18 protein-coding genes are annotated in these 14,899 nt (G+C 68.1%); 9 read left to right on the top strand and 9 right to left on the bottom strand.

Annotation, left to right across the window (positions count from 1 at the left end; all coding sequences use genetic code 11):
- Nucleotides 1–6 precede the first annotated feature (6 nt).
- The 4 genes from folP (at nucleotide 7) to ACE3Q6_RS06955 (ending at nucleotide 3,816) form a co-directional block, all read left to right on the top strand.
- A complete protein-coding gene (gene folP, locus ACE3Q6_RS06970; RefSeq protein ID WP_374430084.1) occupies nucleotides 7–1,026 on the top strand; it encodes a dihydropteroate synthase in 1,020 nt (339 codons plus the stop codon).
- On the top strand, nucleotides 1,023–2,366 hold the full coding sequence (glmM, locus tag ACE3Q6_RS06965; protein WP_374430082.1) for a phosphoglucosamine mutase: 1,344 nt from the start codon (nucleotides 1,023–1,025) through the stop codon (nucleotides 2,364–2,366). Before folP ends, glmM begins: the two co-directional genes overlap by 4 nt.
- Before the next feature lie 173 nt (nucleotides 2,367–2,539).
- Nucleotides 2,540–3,352, top strand: a complete 813-nt coding sequence (locus ACE3Q6_RS06960) for a hypothetical protein (RefSeq protein WP_374430080.1) — start codon at nucleotides 2,540–2,542, stop codon at nucleotides 3,350–3,352.
- Nucleotides 3,349–3,816, top strand: a complete 468-nt coding sequence (locus tag ACE3Q6_RS06955) for a hypothetical protein (RefSeq protein WP_374430078.1) — start codon at nucleotides 3,349–3,351, stop codon at nucleotides 3,814–3,816. The genes ACE3Q6_RS06960 and ACE3Q6_RS06955 overlap by 4 nt, the downstream gene beginning before the upstream one ends.
- 10 nt (nucleotides 3,817–3,826) lie before the next feature.
- Here ACE3Q6_RS06955 and ACE3Q6_RS06950 read toward each other — a convergent pair whose 3' ends face one another.
- The 3 genes from ACE3Q6_RS06950 to ACE3Q6_RS06940 form a co-directional block, all read right to left on the bottom strand.
- Nucleotides 3,827–4,732: a glycosyltransferase 61 family protein gene (locus tag ACE3Q6_RS06950; RefSeq protein WP_374430076.1), complete on the bottom strand. Its 906-nt coding sequence runs from the start codon at nucleotides 4,730–4,732 to the stop codon at nucleotides 3,827–3,829.
- Nucleotides 4,717–4,869, bottom strand: a complete 153-nt coding sequence (locus ACE3Q6_RS06945; protein WP_374430073.1) for a hypothetical protein — start codon at nucleotides 4,867–4,869, stop codon at nucleotides 4,717–4,719. Before ACE3Q6_RS06945 ends, ACE3Q6_RS06950 begins: the two co-directional genes overlap by 16 nt.
- An 81-nt stretch (nucleotides 4,870–4,950) precedes the next feature.
- A complete protein-coding gene (locus tag ACE3Q6_RS06940) occupies nucleotides 4,951–5,733 on the bottom strand; it encodes a hypothetical protein (protein WP_374430071.1) in 783 nt (260 codons plus the stop codon).
- A gap of 140 nt (nucleotides 5,734–5,873) precedes the next feature.
- Here ACE3Q6_RS06940 and ACE3Q6_RS06935 point away from each other — a divergent pair, with 140 nt between their 5' ends.
- The gene (locus tag ACE3Q6_RS06935; protein WP_374430068.1) at nucleotides 5,874–6,134 is read left to right on the top strand and encodes a hypothetical protein; all 261 of its coding nucleotides are present in this window, start codon (nucleotides 5,874–5,876) and stop codon (nucleotides 6,132–6,134) included.
- Between the two features lie 33 nt (nucleotides 6,135–6,167).
- Here ACE3Q6_RS06935 and ilvC read toward each other — a convergent pair whose 3' ends face one another.
- Nucleotides 6,168–7,190 (bottom strand): ketol-acid reductoisomerase, encoded by a 1,023-nt coding sequence (gene ilvC / locus ACE3Q6_RS06930; protein WP_374430066.1) that lies wholly within the window; start codon nucleotides 7,188–7,190, stop codon nucleotides 6,168–6,170.
- 126 nt (nucleotides 7,191–7,316) lie between these two features.
- On the opposite strand from ilvC, the gene ACE3Q6_RS06925 reads away from it, so the two are divergent.
- From ACE3Q6_RS06925 to ACE3Q6_RS06915, 3 genes are all read left to right on the top strand, one after another.
- Nucleotides 7,317–7,775 (top strand): Lrp/AsnC family transcriptional regulator, encoded by a 459-nt coding sequence (locus tag ACE3Q6_RS06925; RefSeq protein ID WP_374430063.1) that lies wholly within the window; start codon nucleotides 7,317–7,319, stop codon nucleotides 7,773–7,775.
- Nucleotides 7,772–8,230: an Lrp/AsnC family transcriptional regulator gene (locus ACE3Q6_RS06920; protein ID WP_374430060.1), complete on the top strand. Its 459-nt coding sequence runs from the start codon at nucleotides 7,772–7,774 to the stop codon at nucleotides 8,228–8,230. Before ACE3Q6_RS06925 ends, ACE3Q6_RS06920 begins: the two co-directional genes overlap by 4 nt.
- A gap of 79 nt (nucleotides 8,231–8,309) precedes the next feature.
- Nucleotides 8,310–9,434, top strand: coding sequence for an aminotransferase class V-fold PLP-dependent enzyme (locus ACE3Q6_RS06915; RefSeq protein WP_374430058.1), 1,125 nt, complete (start codon nucleotides 8,310–8,312; stop codon nucleotides 9,432–9,434).
- A 57-nt stretch (nucleotides 9,435–9,491) separates the two neighbouring features.
- On the opposite strand, the gene ACE3Q6_RS06910 is transcribed toward ACE3Q6_RS06915, so the two are convergent.
- From ACE3Q6_RS06910 to ACE3Q6_RS06895, 4 genes are all read right to left on the bottom strand, one after another.
- Complete coding sequence (locus tag ACE3Q6_RS06910) at nucleotides 9,492–9,743, bottom strand: hypothetical protein (RefSeq protein ID WP_374430054.1); 252 nt, start codon at nucleotides 9,741–9,743, stop codon at nucleotides 9,492–9,494.
- A gap of 258 nt (nucleotides 9,744–10,001) precedes the next feature.
- Complete coding sequence (locus tag ACE3Q6_RS06905; protein WP_374430051.1) at nucleotides 10,002–11,225, bottom strand: UbiH/UbiF family hydroxylase; 1,224 nt, start codon at nucleotides 11,223–11,225, stop codon at nucleotides 10,002–10,004.
- 61 nt (nucleotides 11,226–11,286) lie between these two features.
- Nucleotides 11,287–11,529: a hypothetical protein gene (locus ACE3Q6_RS06900; protein ID WP_374430048.1), complete on the bottom strand. Its 243-nt coding sequence runs from the start codon at nucleotides 11,527–11,529 to the stop codon at nucleotides 11,287–11,289.
- A gap of 73 nt (nucleotides 11,530–11,602) precedes the next feature.
- Entirely contained in the window at nucleotides 11,603–12,250 is a 648-nt protein-coding gene (locus ACE3Q6_RS06895) for a pyrimidine 5'-nucleotidase (protein ID WP_374430046.1), read from the bottom strand.
- 96 nt (nucleotides 12,251–12,346) lie between these two features.
- Here ACE3Q6_RS06895 and ACE3Q6_RS06890 point away from each other — a divergent pair, with 96 nt between their 5' ends.
- Nucleotides 12,347–12,982: a GntR family transcriptional regulator gene (locus ACE3Q6_RS06890; RefSeq protein WP_374430044.1), complete on the top strand. Its 636-nt coding sequence runs from the start codon at nucleotides 12,347–12,349 to the stop codon at nucleotides 12,980–12,982.
- 43 nt (nucleotides 12,983–13,025) lie between these two features.
- Here ACE3Q6_RS06890 and ACE3Q6_RS06885 read toward each other — a convergent pair whose 3' ends face one another.
- Entirely contained in the window at nucleotides 13,026–14,897 is a 1,872-nt protein-coding gene (locus tag ACE3Q6_RS06885) for a glycosyltransferase family 2 protein (RefSeq protein ID WP_374430042.1), read from the bottom strand.
- Between the last annotated feature and the right edge of the window lie 2 nt (nucleotides 14,898–14,899).

The following is a 14,899-nucleotide window of genomic DNA, read 5'->3' as shown; positions in this document are numbered from 1 at the left end:
GGGGGCATGGAATACTTTCGTCCCATCGCGATGACCGATCCGGCACGGCCTGCGGGCGCGCTGACCTTGGCTGGCGGCTGGTGCTGGTTCGACCGGGTGGAGGTCCTGTCCCGCGCCGCCGCGCCCCGGATCATCCCGGCCCAGGACGTCCCCGCGCCGGTCCTGCACCGCCTGACCGCCTCTCGCGCGCCCTTCGCCGGGCTGACTATGGATCGCCCGCGGCTGATGGGCATCCTGAACGTGACACCTGACAGCTTTTCGGACGGGGGCCGGTTCCTGGGGGCCGAGGCCGCTGTGACCCAGGCGCGCGCGATGGCCGAGGGGGCCGAGATCATCGACATCGGCGGGGAAAGCACCCGGCCGGGCGCGGCGGAAGTGCCGGTCGAAGAGGAGATCGCCCGCACGGTCCCGGTGATCCGGGCGCTACGCGAGGGCGGGCTGACCGCGCCCCTGTCCATCGACACGCGGAAGGCCCCGGTGGCCGAGGCGGCCTTGGGGGCAGGGGCCACCATCGTCAACGACGTCTCGGCCTTCGACTTCGACCCGACGCTGGGGCCGCTGGTGGCGAAGACCGCCGCTCCCGTCGTGCTGATGCATGCCCAGGGCGTGCCTGCAACGATGCAGGACAACCCGCTTTATGCGGATGTGCTTCTGGACGTCTACGACGCCTTGGCCGCGCGATTGGCAAGGGCTGAGGCGCTGGGGATCGACCGCGCGCGCATCGTGCTCGACCCCGGCATCGGGTTCGGCAAGACGCAGGCCCACAACCTTGCGCTGATCCGGGGCCTGTCGGTGTTCCACGGCCTTGGTTGCCCGATCCTGCTGGGCACATCGCGCAAGCGCTTCATCGGCAGCATCGGCCGGGCGGCGGAGCCTCAGGACCGCGCGCCGGGCTCCATCGCGACGGCTTTGGCCGGGGTGGCGCAGGGGGTGCAGATCGTCCGGGTCCACGACGTCGCCGAGACGCGGCAGGCCCTGCGGCTGTGGCAGGCATTGAACACCGATCATTTGGAGACCGAGACATGACCCGAAAGCTTTTTGGCACCGATGGCGTGCGCGGCCGGGCGAACAGCTGGCCGATGACGGCGGAGCTGGCACTGAAACTCGGCGCGGCGGCGGGGCGGTACTTCCGGCGGGATGGCTCGGCGGCGCACCGCGTGGTGATCGGGAAGGACACGCGGCTTTCGGGCTACATGCTGGAGAATGCGCTCACGGCGGGGTTCTGCTCCACCGGGATGAACGTCCTGCTTCTGGGTCCGGTGCCGACGCCGGCGGTGGGCTATCTGACGCGGTCGATGCGGGCGGACGTGGGGGTGATGATCTCGGCCAGCCACAACCCGCACCAGGACAACGGGATCAAGTTCTTCGGACCGGACGGATTCAAGCTGTCGGACGCCGCCGAGGCCGAGATCGAGGCGATGGTCGAGGGCGAGATCCAGCCGGCGAAGCCCGAGAACATCGGCCGCGCCAAGCGGATCGAGGACGGACGGGGACGGTATCAGGAGTTCGTCAAGACCAGCTTTCCGCACGGGTTGCGGCTGGACGGGCTGAAGGTGGTGATCGACTGCGCCAACGGGGCGGCCTACCGCGCGGCACCCGAGGTGCTGTGGGAGCTGGGGGCCGAGGTGATCCCGGTGGGGGTCGCGCCGAACGGGACCAACATCAACGACCGCTGCGGGTCCACCCACACCGAGACGGCGGCCGAGGCGGTGGTGGCCCACGGCGCGCATGTGGGGATCAGTCTGGATGGCGATGCCGACCGGATCATGATCCTGGACGAGACGGGGCGGGTCGCCGACGGGGACCAGATCATGGCCTTGCTCGCGGCGCGCTGGGCCGAGGAGGGTCGGCTCGCCGGGGGTGCGCTGGTGGCCACCGTGATGTCGAACCTGGGGCTGGAGCGGTTCCTGGCGGGCCGGGGCCTGCGGCTGGAGCGGACGGCGGTGGGCGACCGTTATGTGGTGGAACGGATGCGGGAGGGGGGCTTCAACCTGGGCGGCGAGCAGTCGGGGCATATCGTGATGACCGACTATGCGACCACGGGGGACGGCCTTGTCGCGGGGCTGCAGTTCCTGGCCGAGATGGTGCGGACCGGGCGACCGGCGTCGGAACTGACCCGCAGTTTCGAGACGGTCCCGCAGATGCTGAAGAATGTCCGTTTCTCCGCCGGGGCGCGGCCCTTGGAGGTGGAATCGGTCCAGGAGGTGATCCGGGCCTCCGAGGCGCGGATCGAAGGGCTGGGACGCATCCTGATCCGGAAATCTGGGACCGAGCCCCTGATCCGGGTCATGGCGGAGTGTGAGGACGAGGTCCTGCTCGCCGCCGTGGTGGACGAGATCGTGGGCGCGGTGGAGGCCGCGGTCTGAAGCCTGTCCACGGTGGACAAAACCCGTTCACGCAATGAAATCAACCGCTTGGAATTTCCCGTTAGGGCGGTGTTAACCTTCTCTGAAGGGCCGGAAGGTCAGGCTTTCCGCTCTGGCGAAGGGCGCGGGGTCGCGGCATTGTCGGCGCGGAAGATCGCAACACTGGGTGAAAGATGCGGATGTTTTGCAGGGGACTTGGCGTCGCGGCGCTGCTTTGCGGCTCGACCGCGTTGGCGCAGGACCTGTCGGTCGCGGGCCATACGGTCAGCGTCACCGATGACGGAATGGGCAGCGCGGCGCTGGTCGTGGATGGCGAGGTCCTACACGAGAACGGGGTAATCTACCTGGACGAGGCCACCCAGTCGATCAGCGGGCTGACGGTAGTGACGGGGGTGGCCGGGGCAGGCGGGAACGCCTGCGGCGCGGCGCCCTTCGTGCTGGCATTGCAGGAGGGCGCGGCCCCGGCCTTCCATGGCCCCCTGGACAGCTGCCGCGAGTTCACCCTGCAGGTCCAGCCCGAGGCGCTGGTGTTTTCCACCGAACCGCTGCCGTCGGAACCGGGAGAGGTCTGGGTCTGGAACCCGGTGACGGGCATGACCGAAGCCTCGCCCGAGGAGTTCGCCAGCGACGGGGCGGGCTGGGAGGCGGTGCCGGGCCTCGCGCAGGCGCATCCGGTGGAGGCGATGAAGCTGGCCCCGGTTCTGGCGGCGCTGCAGGCGGGCCTTGGCGCGGATTATCCGGCCTTTGCCGAGCGGATTTCGGACCTTGGCTCCGGTGATCTGACGGCCGAGGGTTATCTGGGCCGCGCCTGCCTGAAATTCACCTGCGACGCGGATTGGGCCTTCCTCTACCTGCATCCGGCAAGTGAGGGGGTCTTCGTCGCCTGGCAGGTAGAGGGAGAGATCGAGCCGCACATCTGGCCGCAGGACACCAACCTGTGGCCCGCCGAGGCAATGGCGGCCTTGCGGGCGGAGGGTGAAGAGTGAGGGCGGCGCGCCTTCTGGCCGGGCTCGGCCTTCTTGCCGGGGCTGCAGTTGCCGAGGTCCGGGACGAGGAATTCGTCGCGGGCGACCTGCTCGTGCAGATCGAGGTCATCGATCCGGTCGAGATCATGTGGGCCGGCCCCAACCAGTTCGAGCGGATCCAGGTGCTTTCCGCCGCGGACATCGAGGTCGTGGACCTGTTGGCCGACGACGAGGCGGTGCAGATGCTGGGAACGCGGGCGCTGGTGGCCGTGGTTCCGGGGACGCACAGCTGCGAGAACCTGGGCGACCCGCTGGCCTATTACGTGGTGACGCTGGGCGAGGAGCTGGCGACCGACGGGCCGCTCACGACCTGCGTGGAGCTGACGGTTTCCACCACGCCGGGACAGATCGTCCTGGAAGAGGATCCGATGGGAGACGGGGAGCACTGGACCTGGAGCGCCCGCGGCGGCTTTGCCGGAGGCTGACGGGCGGTGGTCACGCCATCGCCAGCGCCAGGTCCACGGTGCGCAGGATTTCGTCCGCATCGGCGGTGTAGCCGGCCTCGCCCGAGCCGTTCAGCACCACGAAACCCGGCTTGACGCCATGCGCCCGCGACGGGCCCACCTGGCGCATGGTGAAACGGTCGCCCGGCATCAGTATCACCATGGCACTGCCCGCGCGCAGCGACAGATGAGCATGGTCCACATGACTGCCGTCGATGCTGACCACCACGCGGGCCGGACAAAGGGCGCGCTGGATCTCTTCGACCGAAGTGCCCACGATATCGAGGATGCGCCAGTTCCGCGCCACGAGTGTGTTCACCAGAGCATCCTCGTTCACGATCCGGCGCTGTGCCCCGACATTGCCGCGACGGATGTAGACCAGCGTTTCGCCCGGGCCGCCGAAGCGGGCCTGCAGGGCGTCGCGGATGATCTGGTAGCGGCCGATCTTGTGGCTGCCTTGGGAATGGTCCTGATAGGTGATGAGCTCCTCTGCCAGGACCGCGCGGTCCGGCAGGGCGGGCAGGGACAGCGCCGAAAGGTAGGCGGGACAGTGGCCCCAGGCCGGATCATGCGGCATCCACAGGGCCCCGGCGTCTGGTTCGATCAGGGCCGAGGGAATGGAATCGGTCAGCCAATGCCCGAAATAGCGCCAGGAAACATAGCTGTGGCAGTAGCGGACCACGGGGACTTCGGAAAGGGTGCCGGTGGCCTCGGCCACACCGAGGCCCTTGTCATAGCGTTCCTGCCACCGCCAGGTCGCATAACCCGCGCGCCGGACCAGCGCGTTTCGCCAGGAATGGCGCAGGACCGGCGCATGGGTGACCTCGGTCTCTTGCGCGGTCTGAATGTGGTAGGCGATGGTCGAATGCTCGTCGGTCCCGGTCACGCGGTCCAGCATACCGTCCAGTCGGGCCGGGGTTGGACAGGCACCGTCTCGGCCGGTTGCAGGACATCGGTTTCGGCCCGTCCGGGTCCGATCAATCGTTTCAGGACAGGCGCGGACAGCGGCGACAGCCGGGCGATGAGGCTTACCAATCCGGTCTCCCTTGTTGCCGCTAATCGAAAGCTGCCACATCCGGAGCTTTGGCGCATTGGAAAAAGGGTGGTGAGGCGGTTTCAACCCGGATGCGGCGCGCCTCGGGCCAATCCGTAATCGCCCGGGTAGGCGAGGCTGCCATGGTGGGTGATCTTCGCGGTCTGGTGGCACCAGATCTCGCCCCCACAGCCTTCGATCCAGCGGCGGCAGAAGGAGGTGTCCTCGCCGTGCATGATCTCGCCGCCGCGGCCGCGGAGGTGGCTGAAGAAGTCATGGAAATCGGCGCCGGGGTAGCCCGGGCCGTTGAAGCCGGGGACCGGCAGGGCGGCACCGGTTTCCACCATGCGTTCGGGGACCGCGCGGCGCAGGAGCATGAAGCCGGTGCCGACGCCCGGGACCTTGCGGAAACCGCCCCGCTCTTCGACGGGCCAGGGCTGGCCCGCGTCGAAGACCTCGGCCACGTTGTAGCGCAGCGACCGGGCGAGGAGGTCGGCGGTGGATGCGCGCTCGGCCTCGGGCTTCGCGGCTTCGGCCTCGATCAGGCTGCGGAAGGCCTGCCAGCGCATCTGGCGTTGCGGATAGGGGGCGCAGGTGAAGTCGGCGTCGAAGGCGAGGAGATCGAAGAACAGGTCGGCCGGATAGCTCATGTCGCTGTCCAGAAGAAGCGCGTGGGTGAACTGCTTCTGCGCGAGGAAATAGGACAACAGGTAGTTGCGCGAGATGACGAGGTCGGACCATTCCCAGGTCTTCATCGCGAAGGCGACCTTGCGCCGCGCCATCGCCTGCGTCAGCCCGATGAGGCTGAGCATCGCGGGCGTATGGACCTGGCCCCCGGTGGGCATGAGGATGAGGACGGTGGCCATCGGTCGGACGCCCTTTCGGCTGGTCGGCGGCAAGGTGCCAAAGCGCCCGGGGGATTTCAAAGGAAAACGGAACCGTGTCGGCTTTGGCCTTGTTGGTCCGGGGACGGCACCGTGGGGTGCCCTATCCCTTGGAGGCAAAGATGTTCGATGGAGGAATCGTCCCCTTCCTTGCGCTTTTCACGCTGCTTGCCGTGGCCCTGCTGGCGCTGATCGCGAAGGAACGGACCAAGGACCGGATGCGCGACCCGAATGCTCCGGTGTCGACGCTGGCGAAGGATGGCAAGTTCGGGGGCGTGGCGTTCCTGCTGCCGCCGGACCAGCTGCAGCCGAACCTGCGCGTGGCGCTGGCGCGGGCTGACCGCGGCGAGACCCGGTTCCCGGCGCGCGCGACGCTGGAGTGAGTGAGGGGGGCGCCCGAAGCGCCCCCTTCGGCATCAGTTGCGGGCGCGGTCGACCATCTTGCCCTTGGAGATCCAGGGCATCATCGCGCGGAGCTTTTCACCGACCTGTTCGATCTGGTGCTCGTCGTTGATGCGGCGGGTCGCCTTGAAGAAGGGCTGGCCGACGGCGTTTTCCTGCATGAAGTCGCGGACGAACTTGCCGGTCTGGATGTCGCGCAGGACTTCCTTCATGCGCTTCTTGGTCTCGTCGTAAGGCAGGATGCGCGGGCCCGAGACGTATTCGCCATACTCGGCCGTGTTCGAGATCGAGTAGTTCATGTTCGCGATGCCGCCTTCGTAGATCAGGTCCACGATCAGCTTCACTTCGTGCAGGCACTCGAAATAGGCCATCTCGGGTTCGTAGCCGGCCTCGACCAGGGTCTCGAAGCCCATGCGGATGAGTTCCACGAGACCGCCGCAGAGGACTGCCTGCTCACCGAAGAGGTCGGTTTCGCATTCCTGGCGGAAGTTGGTCTCGATGATGCCGGACCGGCCGCCGCCGATGGCCGAGCAATACGACAGGCCGATTTCCATCGCCTTGCCGGTCGCGTCCTGGTGGACGGCCACGAGGCAGGGCACGCCGCCGCCCTTGGTGTATTCGCCGCGGACGGTGTGGCCCGGGCCCTTCGGGGCCATCATGATGACGTCGACGCCCTTCTTCGGCTCGATCAGGCCGAAGTGCACGTTCAGGCCGTGGGCGAAGGCGATCGCGGCGCCCTCACGCAGGTTGTCGTGGACGTATTGCTTGTAGGTCGCGGCCTGCAGCTCGTCGGGCATGGTGAACATGATCAGGTCGCACCACTTGGCGGCTTCGGCGATGCCCATGACCTTCAGGCCTTCGGCTTCGGCCTTCTTGGCCGAGGGCGAGCCTTCGCGCAGCGCCACGACGACGTTCTTTGCTCCGGAATCGCGCAGGTTCAGCGCATGGGCGTGGCCCTGGGAGCCGTAGCCGAGGATGGCGACCTTCTTGTCCTTGATCAGGTTCACATCGCAGTCGCGGTCGTAGTAAACGCGCATTGGGCGTCTCCTTGTTGTTGATGGCGGCACAATAGGGATTTCTGGCGCGGAACCCGTGCAATCTTTGACGATTACGGTGTGATGTGCGAAGGATCATTCTCTGAATGGCTTCGCAATGAGAAATTCATGCAACTGGACGACACCGACCGCCGCATCCTGCGCCACTGGCTCGCCGAGCCGGGGCTGGAGCGTGCGGTGCTTGCGGAGCGGGCGGGGGTCACTGCGGCGACGCTCTGGCGGCGGCTCGACCGGCTGCGCGAGGGGGGCGTGATCCGGTCCGAGGGGGCGCGGGTGGACTGGCGCGCGCTGGGGTATGAGGTGGAGGTCTCGCTTCGCTTCACGCTGGACAAGACCAACCCCCGCGCTTTCGACGAGTTCATCGCGGCGGCGCGGGAGGTGCCGGAGGTCATCGGGATCGAGACCTTCCTCGGCCGGGTCGATGTGCGCCTGAACGTGATCGCGCGGGACATGGGGCACTGGACCGGCATCTACCGCGACCGGATCCTGACGCTTCCGCATATCGCGGAGGTGGAGGCCTTGATGCTCGTCTCGACCATCAAGGAGACTGGGGGGCTGCCGCTGTGATTGATCTGGACGATACCGACCGGGCGATTCTGCGGGCGTTGGTGGCGGATGGAACGCTTTCGGCGGGGGAGTTGGGGCGCAGGCTCGGCCTGTCGCAGCCCGCGGCCTGGCGGCGGATCAGGCGGCTGGAGGAGGCGGGTGTGCTGAAAGGCCTCGCGGTTGAGGTGGACCGGGAGAAGCTGGGGTTTGGCGTGACGGTGTTCCTTGGGGTGAAACTCGCCACGAAGGGCCGGGTGTCGCTGGAGGACTTCGAACGCGCGGTGCAGGCGATCCCCGAAGTGCAGGTGGTGCAGCATGTGCTGGGGCTGTTCGATTACCGCTTGCGGGTCGTGGCGCGGGACATCGCGGATTTCGAGCGGGTCCTGCGACGCCGGATCATGACGCTGCCGGGGGTGGGGAACGTCGAGGCGAATGTGCTTCTGACGGAGGAGCGGCGGCCGGGGCCTTTAGGGTAGGGTGGGGTTGTACCCCACCCTACGGGCTGGCAGAGCGGCACGCCAGGCGCTAGGCTTTGCGCCAAACAGGGAGGACTACATGAATTTGCCGCATCCGCACATCGACCCGGACGGGTTGCAGGAATTCTCGGTCGTCTTCACCGACCGCTCGCTCAACCACATGTCAGCCCGCTTCCAGGGCGTGATGCGCGAGGTCTCGGCGATGCTGAAGGAGGTCTACAGGGGCTCGGCCGTGGCGCTGGTCCCCGGGGGCGGGTCCTATGCGATGGAGGCGGTGGCGCGGCAGTTCGGGAAGGGCCGGGTGCTGATCGTGCGGAACGGCTGGTTCAGCTATCGCTGGACGCAGATCTTCGAGGCGGGCGGCTTCGCGCAGGAGACGACGGTGGTGATGGCGCGGCAGACCGGGAATGACGCGCGGGCACCTTATGCGCCGCCCCCGATTGACGAGGTGGTGGCGAAGATCCGTGAGGTGAAGCCCGAGGCGGTGTTCGCGCCGCATGTCGAGACCTCGGCCGGGATCATCCTGCCGGATGATTACATCACGCAGATGGCCGCGGCGGCGCATGAGGTGGGGGCGCTGATGGTGCTCGATTGCATCGCCAGTGGCTGCATCTGGGTGGATATGGCGGCGACCGGGGTCGATGTGCTGATCTCGGCCCCGCAGAAGGGGTGGTCGGCTTCGCCCTCGGCGGGCGTGGTGGTGCTGTCGCCGTTGGCCGAGGCGCGGTTGGCCGAGACCACGTCGAACAGCTTTGCGCTGGACCTGAAGAAGTGGCGGTCAATCATGGAGGCCTATGAGAAGGGCGGTCACGCCTATCATGCGACCATGCCGACCGACGCCATCGTCGGCTTCCGCGATGCGATGGTGGAGACCAAGGCGATGGGGTTCGAGGCCGCCAAGGCCGCGCAATGGGCGCTGGGACGGGCGGTGCGGGGGATGCTGGCCGCGAAGGGGGTGGCTTCGGTGGCCGCCGAGGGCTTCCAGGCGCCGGGCGTGGTGGTGAGCTATACCAGCGATCCGGATGTGCAGAACGGCGCGAAGTTCCGGGCGGAAGGGATGCAGATCGCGGCCGGGGTGCCGTTGCAGGTCGGCGAGGGGCCAGAGTTCAAGACCTTCCGGCTGGGCCTTTTCGGGCTCGACAAGCTGAAGGACGTGGACGCGACGGTCGAACGGTTGCGGCGTGCCGTGGACGCGGTGCTTTAGAAAAGACACAGGCCGGAGGGGAGCTCTCCGGCCTGTGCGTTTCGGAAGGGTGGTCGATCACTGAGCGTTGCTGAGGATCGCCTGGACGCCCTGGGCGGTGCCCGAAGCGGTGTTGGTATTCTCGGTGTCGGCGAAGAACGAGACCAGCTGGGCGTACTGCGAGTTGGTCAGCGACGACAGGTCAGCGTTCGGCAGAACGGTCAGGATCTGCGAGGTGATCGAGGAGGGCAGCGCGACCGGCGCGTCCTGGGCGATGGCGCCGACTGCCGAAGCGGCGACGAGAGCGGTAGCGAGAACGAAGCTTTTCATCTTGTAATCCTTTATCTTCTTGCGTCCTGCCCCACCGTGGGGCGGTGAGGGAGATTTGGGGTGACGCAGGGAAAAAGTGAAATCACGGGTTGGTCGCGCAGGGTCGCCGCAATGTGAACTCACGTGCGGCTTGCGCTCGGTTGAGCGGGAAATTCCCAGGAAAGCTTGGGGCCGGGACCGCGCGCCCGGTCACATGTTTCAAGGATGAAGCGTCGTTCCGTGAGGATGAGGGAGACCTGTGCAGGATTGCACAAAACCTTAGTCGCGTGCCGACGTAGCTGCCTTCCGTCCAACGCCAAGGCCCGCTCGCATCAGGGTCTGGCGGACCGGACGGGCGGAGTAGAGGAGGTCGAGCGCCTTGGCGCGGAGGTCGCGCAGGACGGGGGCCCCGGCCATCGAGGCGCGGTTCAGAAGGTCGATTCCGGTGACGCGGGCCTGGACTTCCAGGTGGCGCGCGCGGTGGAAGGCATCGGTCACCGCCGGCACCCCGGGGTCGGTGCGGTGCTGCTCGGCCAGGTCGAGAAGGCTTGCGAGGTCCGCAAGGCTCATGTTCAGGCCCTGCGCGCCGATGGGCGGGACGACATGGGCCGCCTCGGCCATCAGCACCGTTCGCGGGCCGGAGAGGCAGTCCGCGATCTGGCTGACGATCGGCCAGACCGAGCGCCGGCTGACCAGCGTTAGTGGCCCGAGGATGCCCGAGGAGCGCAGGGTCATCTCGGCCTCGAACTCCGGGACGGGAAGCGCGGCGAGGCGCGCGACCTCGGGGCCGCTTTCCATCCAGACCACGGCCGAGGCCGGACGGCCATCGCGGTCGGGCAGCGGGACCAGCGTGAAGGGCCCGCCCGACCGGTGCACCTCGGTCGAGACGTCGTTGTGGGGCACGTCGTGGGTCACGGCGAAGGCAAGCGCCTTCTGGCCGTAGCGGGTGGTTTTGGCAGGGATCCCCAGCGCCTCGCGGACGGGAGAGTTGCGGCCGTCAGCACCGATCACCAGTTTCGCCGCGACCTGCGCGCCGTCGCTGAGGCTGACCAGCGCCTCGGCGTCGCGGACCAGCATCCGGGCGAAGCCTGTGCCGGGGCGGAAGCTGACCGTCGGGAGTTCGGCCAGCCGCGCGACCATCTCGCGCCGCAGAAGCCAGTTCGGAAGGTTCCAGCCGAAGGGCGCGTCCGAGATGTCGGCGGCGTCGAAGTCCTTGACGAGCCGGGCCTCGGGCGTCTCGCCGCCTGCGTCGATGATCCGCATGACCTGCAGGGCCGCCGCGTGCGGCTCCAGCCGGGTCCAGAGGCCGGCGGCCTGCAGCACGGGAATCGAGGGTTGCAGGAAGGCGGTGGTGCGAAGGTCGGCCCCGTCCGCGTCGACCTCGGTGACCGGAGGCGCGGGATCGACACAGATCACGCGGAACCCGGCCGACCCGAAGGCACAGGCCGCCGTCAAGCCGGCGACGCCGCCGCCGGAGATCAGGATGTCAGTCGTTTCGCGCATTCGGGGCCTCCACCCATGAGCATAGGCCGCATGGCCGCAGGGGGCCAGAGGACAGGACGCCTCAGGGCCGCGCGATGAGGACCAGGAGGACGAACATCACCGGGACGAGTGCCAGCGCCGTCAGGACCAGGGCCGGAAGCCCCCAGGTCTGGATCGCGAGCACGAGGGCGGTCAGCAGGATGACCAGCAGGTAGTAGATGCTGTTCGTGTCGCGCTCGATGTCGCGGATCACCTGGCCCAGGACCGGGATGGCGCGGGCGAGGCGGCCGAGGGGGCTGGGGGCGTTGGTGGTGGCAAGGGTCATGCGCGGCCTCATCGGAACTGGCGGGTGCCGCTCCATTTAGGGCCGCCGCTGCCATGCGCGATGTGGCGGAGTGTCACTCCACCAGCCGGGCAAGGAAATGTGCCAGGTCCTCGGTGTGGTGGTGGATGTGGTCGGCCGGCTCCGGTTCGGGTGCGACATGGACGGTCCGCATCCCAAGCGCGTGGGGCACGGCAAGGTTGCGGGCGTCATCCTCGAACATCGCGCCCGTCGCGGGGTCAAGCCCGTCGCGCCCGAAGACTGTGGCGAAGGCGCGGGCGTCCGGCTTGGGGTGGAACTCGGCATGTTCGACGCCGTAGATGCCGTCGAAGAGGCCGGAAAGGCCACGGGCGGCGAGGACCTTTTCGGCATAGGGGGCGCAGGCGTTGGTGTAGACGATCTTGCGGCCGGGGAGTGCGGCGATGCTGCGCGCAAGGCCGGGGTCGGGCGACAGGACCGAGAAGTCGATGTCGTGGACGTCCGTCAGGTAGGGGCCCGGGTCCACGCCATGTTCGGTCATCAGGCCGGCAAGCGTGGTGCCATAGGTCGCCCAGTAATGCGCCCGCAGATGGTCGGCCCGCGCCCGGTCGACCTTGAGCGCCTGCATCACCCAGTCGGTCATCCGGACCTCGATCTGGTCGAAAAGCCGCATGTGCGGGGGATAGAGCGTGTTGTCCAGGTCGAAGACCCAGGTGCGGACGTGGGAGAAATCCTGTTTCGGCATGGGCACGCATGTAGTGCGACGCCGGGGCGTTGGGAAGGCTTGATCGCGACGCGCCGCGCGCGTTAGGGTCCGCGCCGCGAGCGAGGGGCGAGAAAAGTGCAGAAAGACGCGTATACGCTGATCATGGAGGCGATCGAGGCCGGGGTCTACAAGCCGGGCGACCGTCTGGTCGAAAGCGAACTGGCCGAGCGTCTGGGTGTCAGCCGGACCCCGGTGCGCGAGGCGCTGCAGCGGCTGGAGACGCAGGCGATGCTGACCCGCGACGGGCGCAGCCTGATCGTGGCAAGCCTAGACCACAACCAGCTGGCCGAGCTTTACGCGGTCCGGACCGAGCTTGAGGGCCTGGCGGCGCGTCTGGCCGCCCGCCACGCGACGCCCGAGGAAGTGCGGGTCCTGAAAAGCATGGTGGCGGAGGACCGGGCGCTTCTGGGGGGTGATCCGCGGGCGCTGAGCCGGGCGAACAAGCGCTTCCACAAGCAGATTCACCTCGCCAGCCACAACCGGTTCCTGGTCCAGCAGCTGGACCTTGTGCACCGGTCCATGGCGCTTATGGCCAACACCTCCTTTGCGGCCGAGGGGCGGGACGAGGTGGCGCTGGACGAACATGCCGATATCGTCGCGGCGATCGAGGCCGGGGATGGCGATGCGGCCTACCAGGCGCTGAAGTCGCATATCAGCCAGGCCTTCGAGACACGGCTTCGGGTCGACGCGGGCGAACTGCGGATGCGCTGACGCACCCGGAGTTGCCCCGCGGCCGCGGTCTGCGCTTTGCGGATCAGTCCTTGGCTTCGACGTGGTCGAAGAGGCCGTGCGTGGTCTTGTCCCAATAGAAGGGCCGGGTCGCAAGTTCCAGAAGACCCTTGTAGGCGGCAAGCGATGCCAGCGGATAGTAGGCCTTCAGCGTCAGGACCCAAAGCCGGCTGAGCCCATGCCGGGTGCGGCCAAGGCCGATCGCCCCGATCAGGATGTTCGTGACCTCGGACAGAAAGAAGATCCCGGCGATGGTCAGGACGGCGGCCAGCGGCAGGGCTGCATAAAGCGGGTGGTCAAAGCCGAAGGGCAGCAGCAGGAAAGACCACAGGAGAGGTGCCAGCAGGAATTGCGCGATGGTGCCCAGGAACAGGACCTGGAAGCCGAGAAAGCCCCTGGGTCCAAGCTGCCGCCAGAGAAGCCGGGGCTGCCGCATGTGGACGGCCCAGGTCATCATGTAGCCCTTGATCCAGCGCGAGCGCTGCTTGATCCAGGGGAGGGGACGGCAGTTCGCCTCTTCCTGGGTGACGGTGTCGATCAGTTCGGTCCGGTACCCATGCCGGGCCAGGCGGATGCCAAGATCGGCGTCCTCGGTCACGTTATGCGCATCCCAGGCCCCCAGGCTGTCCAGGACCTGGCGGCGGAAGAAGAGCGTGGTGCCGCCCAGGGGCACGACGAGGCCAAGGCGGGCGAGGCCCGGCAGGACCAGCCGGAACCAGCCGGCGTATTCGATGGTGAAGCAGCGCGACAGCCAGTTTGTCCGCGGGTTGTAATAGTCGAGCACGCCCTGCAGGCAGGCGACCTCGGGGCCCGAGCGCTGGAAGCGTTCGACGACGCGGCGAAGCTGGTCGGGCTCGGGCGCATCTTCGGCGTCGTAGACCCCGACGATGGCACCCCGCGCATAGTCGAGCGCGTGGTTCAGCGCGCGCGGCTTGGTCTGGACCTGGCCCTTCGGCACGATGACGACGCGGATCCAGGGCGGCAGCTCGGCAGCGGCCAGGGCGTCGACGGTGACCTGATCCTCGGCCTCGACGGCGAGGATGACATCCAGAAGCTCCACCGGGTAGTCCAGCCGCGCCAGGCGGCGGACGAGGCGCGGGGCGATGTCTTCTTCCCGGCAGAGGGCGACGATGATCGTGACGACGGGGGGGATGAGGTCGGTCGCCGGTGTGGGGCCGGGCAGGGGGGCGCGCAGGGCCGCGATGGTGGCGGCGATCTTCAGCGCGGTAAGGCAGGCCAGCGAGAAGATTGCGAAGGCAAGCGCGGCAAGCCCCGTGGCGACCGGCGCCAGGATCAGGGCCAGCAAGGTCACGGCGATGACCGCGATGGCGCGGGGCGACTGGTGCAGGCGCGGCCAGGACCGGCAGCTTTCGGCAAGCGCAACCCGCGCTTCGGCGGCGCGCGCCAGCAGGTCGCCCCTGCGGGCATGGATCGCGGCGAGGATCGCGCGGGACGAGGCGATGCCAGCGGCGACGGGGCCGAGCCGGGCCTCGAGCATCGGACGGAGCCGGCGGAATTCCTCGGGCCGCGAGGTCGCGACGATGGTGACATCGCCGACCTTCTGCCAGGGGACGAGACCGTGGCGCAGGCAGTCCTGCGCGCCCACCGCGTCGATCAGCCGGGGATCGGGCAGGACGGCATCCAGGTCGACGACGCGCAGGCCCCAGTTCCGCGCGTCGACCCCGAGAAGGTCCCGTTCCACCACCAGCCCGCGCGCCCGCAGCACGTCAGGCAGGCGGCCCGCTTCGCGTCCCTGGTGCGCAAGCGCGGTCAGCATTTCGTCCGGCGCCACGACCCCTTCGCGCAGGAGCGAGGCCCCGACCGCAAAGGTGCGACGCGGCGCGCTTGCGGCACGGCCGGACAGGTCGACTTTGCTGATCCGTTCTGCGGCACCCATGC

The sequence above is a fragment of the Tabrizicola sp. genome, assembly GCF_041913445.1.
Lineage (GTDB): Bacteria > Pseudomonadota > Alphaproteobacteria > Rhodobacterales > Rhodobacteraceae > Tabrizicola.
The sequence above is the reverse complement of the archived record's forward strand: the minus strand, read 5'-3'. Positions and strand labels throughout refer to the sequence as shown.

Excerpts from the sequence above, each read along its gene's own strand:
- ACE3Q6_RS06915 (WP_374430058.1), top strand. The coding sequence starts at position 8,310 with ATGAATTTGCCGCATCCGCACATCGACCCGGACGGGTTGCAGGAATTC.
- ACE3Q6_RS06900 (WP_374430048.1), bottom strand. The coding sequence starts at position 11,529 with ATGACCCTTGCCACCACCAACGCCCCCAGCCCCCTCGGCCGCCTCGCC.
- ACE3Q6_RS06905 (WP_374430051.1), bottom strand. The coding sequence starts at position 11,225 with ATGCGCGAAACGACTGACATCCTGATCTCCGGCGGCGGCGTCGCCGGC.
- ACE3Q6_RS06925 (WP_374430063.1), top strand. The coding sequence starts at position 7,317 with ATGCAACTGGACGACACCGACCGCCGCATCCTGCGCCACTGGCTCGCC.
- ACE3Q6_RS06960 (WP_374430080.1), top strand. The coding sequence starts at position 2,540 with ATGCGGATGTTTTGCAGGGGACTTGGCGTCGCGGCGCTGCTTTGCGGC.
- ACE3Q6_RS06885 (WP_374430042.1), bottom strand. The coding sequence starts at position 14,897 with ATGGGTGCCGCAGAACGGATCAGCAAAGTCGACCTGTCCGGCCGTGCC.
- folP (WP_374430084.1), top strand. The coding sequence starts at position 7 with ATGGAATACTTTCGTCCCATCGCGATGACCGATCCGGCACGGCCTGCG.
- ilvC (WP_374430066.1), bottom strand. The coding sequence starts at position 7,190 with ATGCGCGTTTACTACGACCGCGACTGCGATGTGAACCTGATCAAGGAC.
- ACE3Q6_RS06950 (WP_374430076.1), bottom strand. The coding sequence starts at position 4,732 with ATGCTGGACCGCGTGACCGGGACCGACGAGCATTCGACCATCGCCTAC.
- glmM (WP_374430082.1), top strand. The coding sequence starts at position 1,023 with ATGACCCGAAAGCTTTTTGGCACCGATGGCGTGCGCGGCCGGGCGAAC.
- ACE3Q6_RS06895 (WP_374430046.1), bottom strand. The coding sequence starts at position 12,250 with ATGCCGAAACAGGATTTCTCCCACGTCCGCACCTGGGTCTTCGACCTG.
- ACE3Q6_RS06940 (WP_374430071.1), bottom strand. The coding sequence starts at position 5,733 with ATGGCCACCGTCCTCATCCTCATGCCCACCGGGGGCCAGGTCCATACG.
- ACE3Q6_RS06910 (WP_374430054.1), bottom strand. The coding sequence starts at position 9,743 with ATGAAAAGCTTCGTTCTCGCTACCGCTCTCGTCGCCGCTTCGGCAGTC.
- ACE3Q6_RS06935 (WP_374430068.1), top strand. The coding sequence starts at position 5,874 with ATGTTCGATGGAGGAATCGTCCCCTTCCTTGCGCTTTTCACGCTGCTT.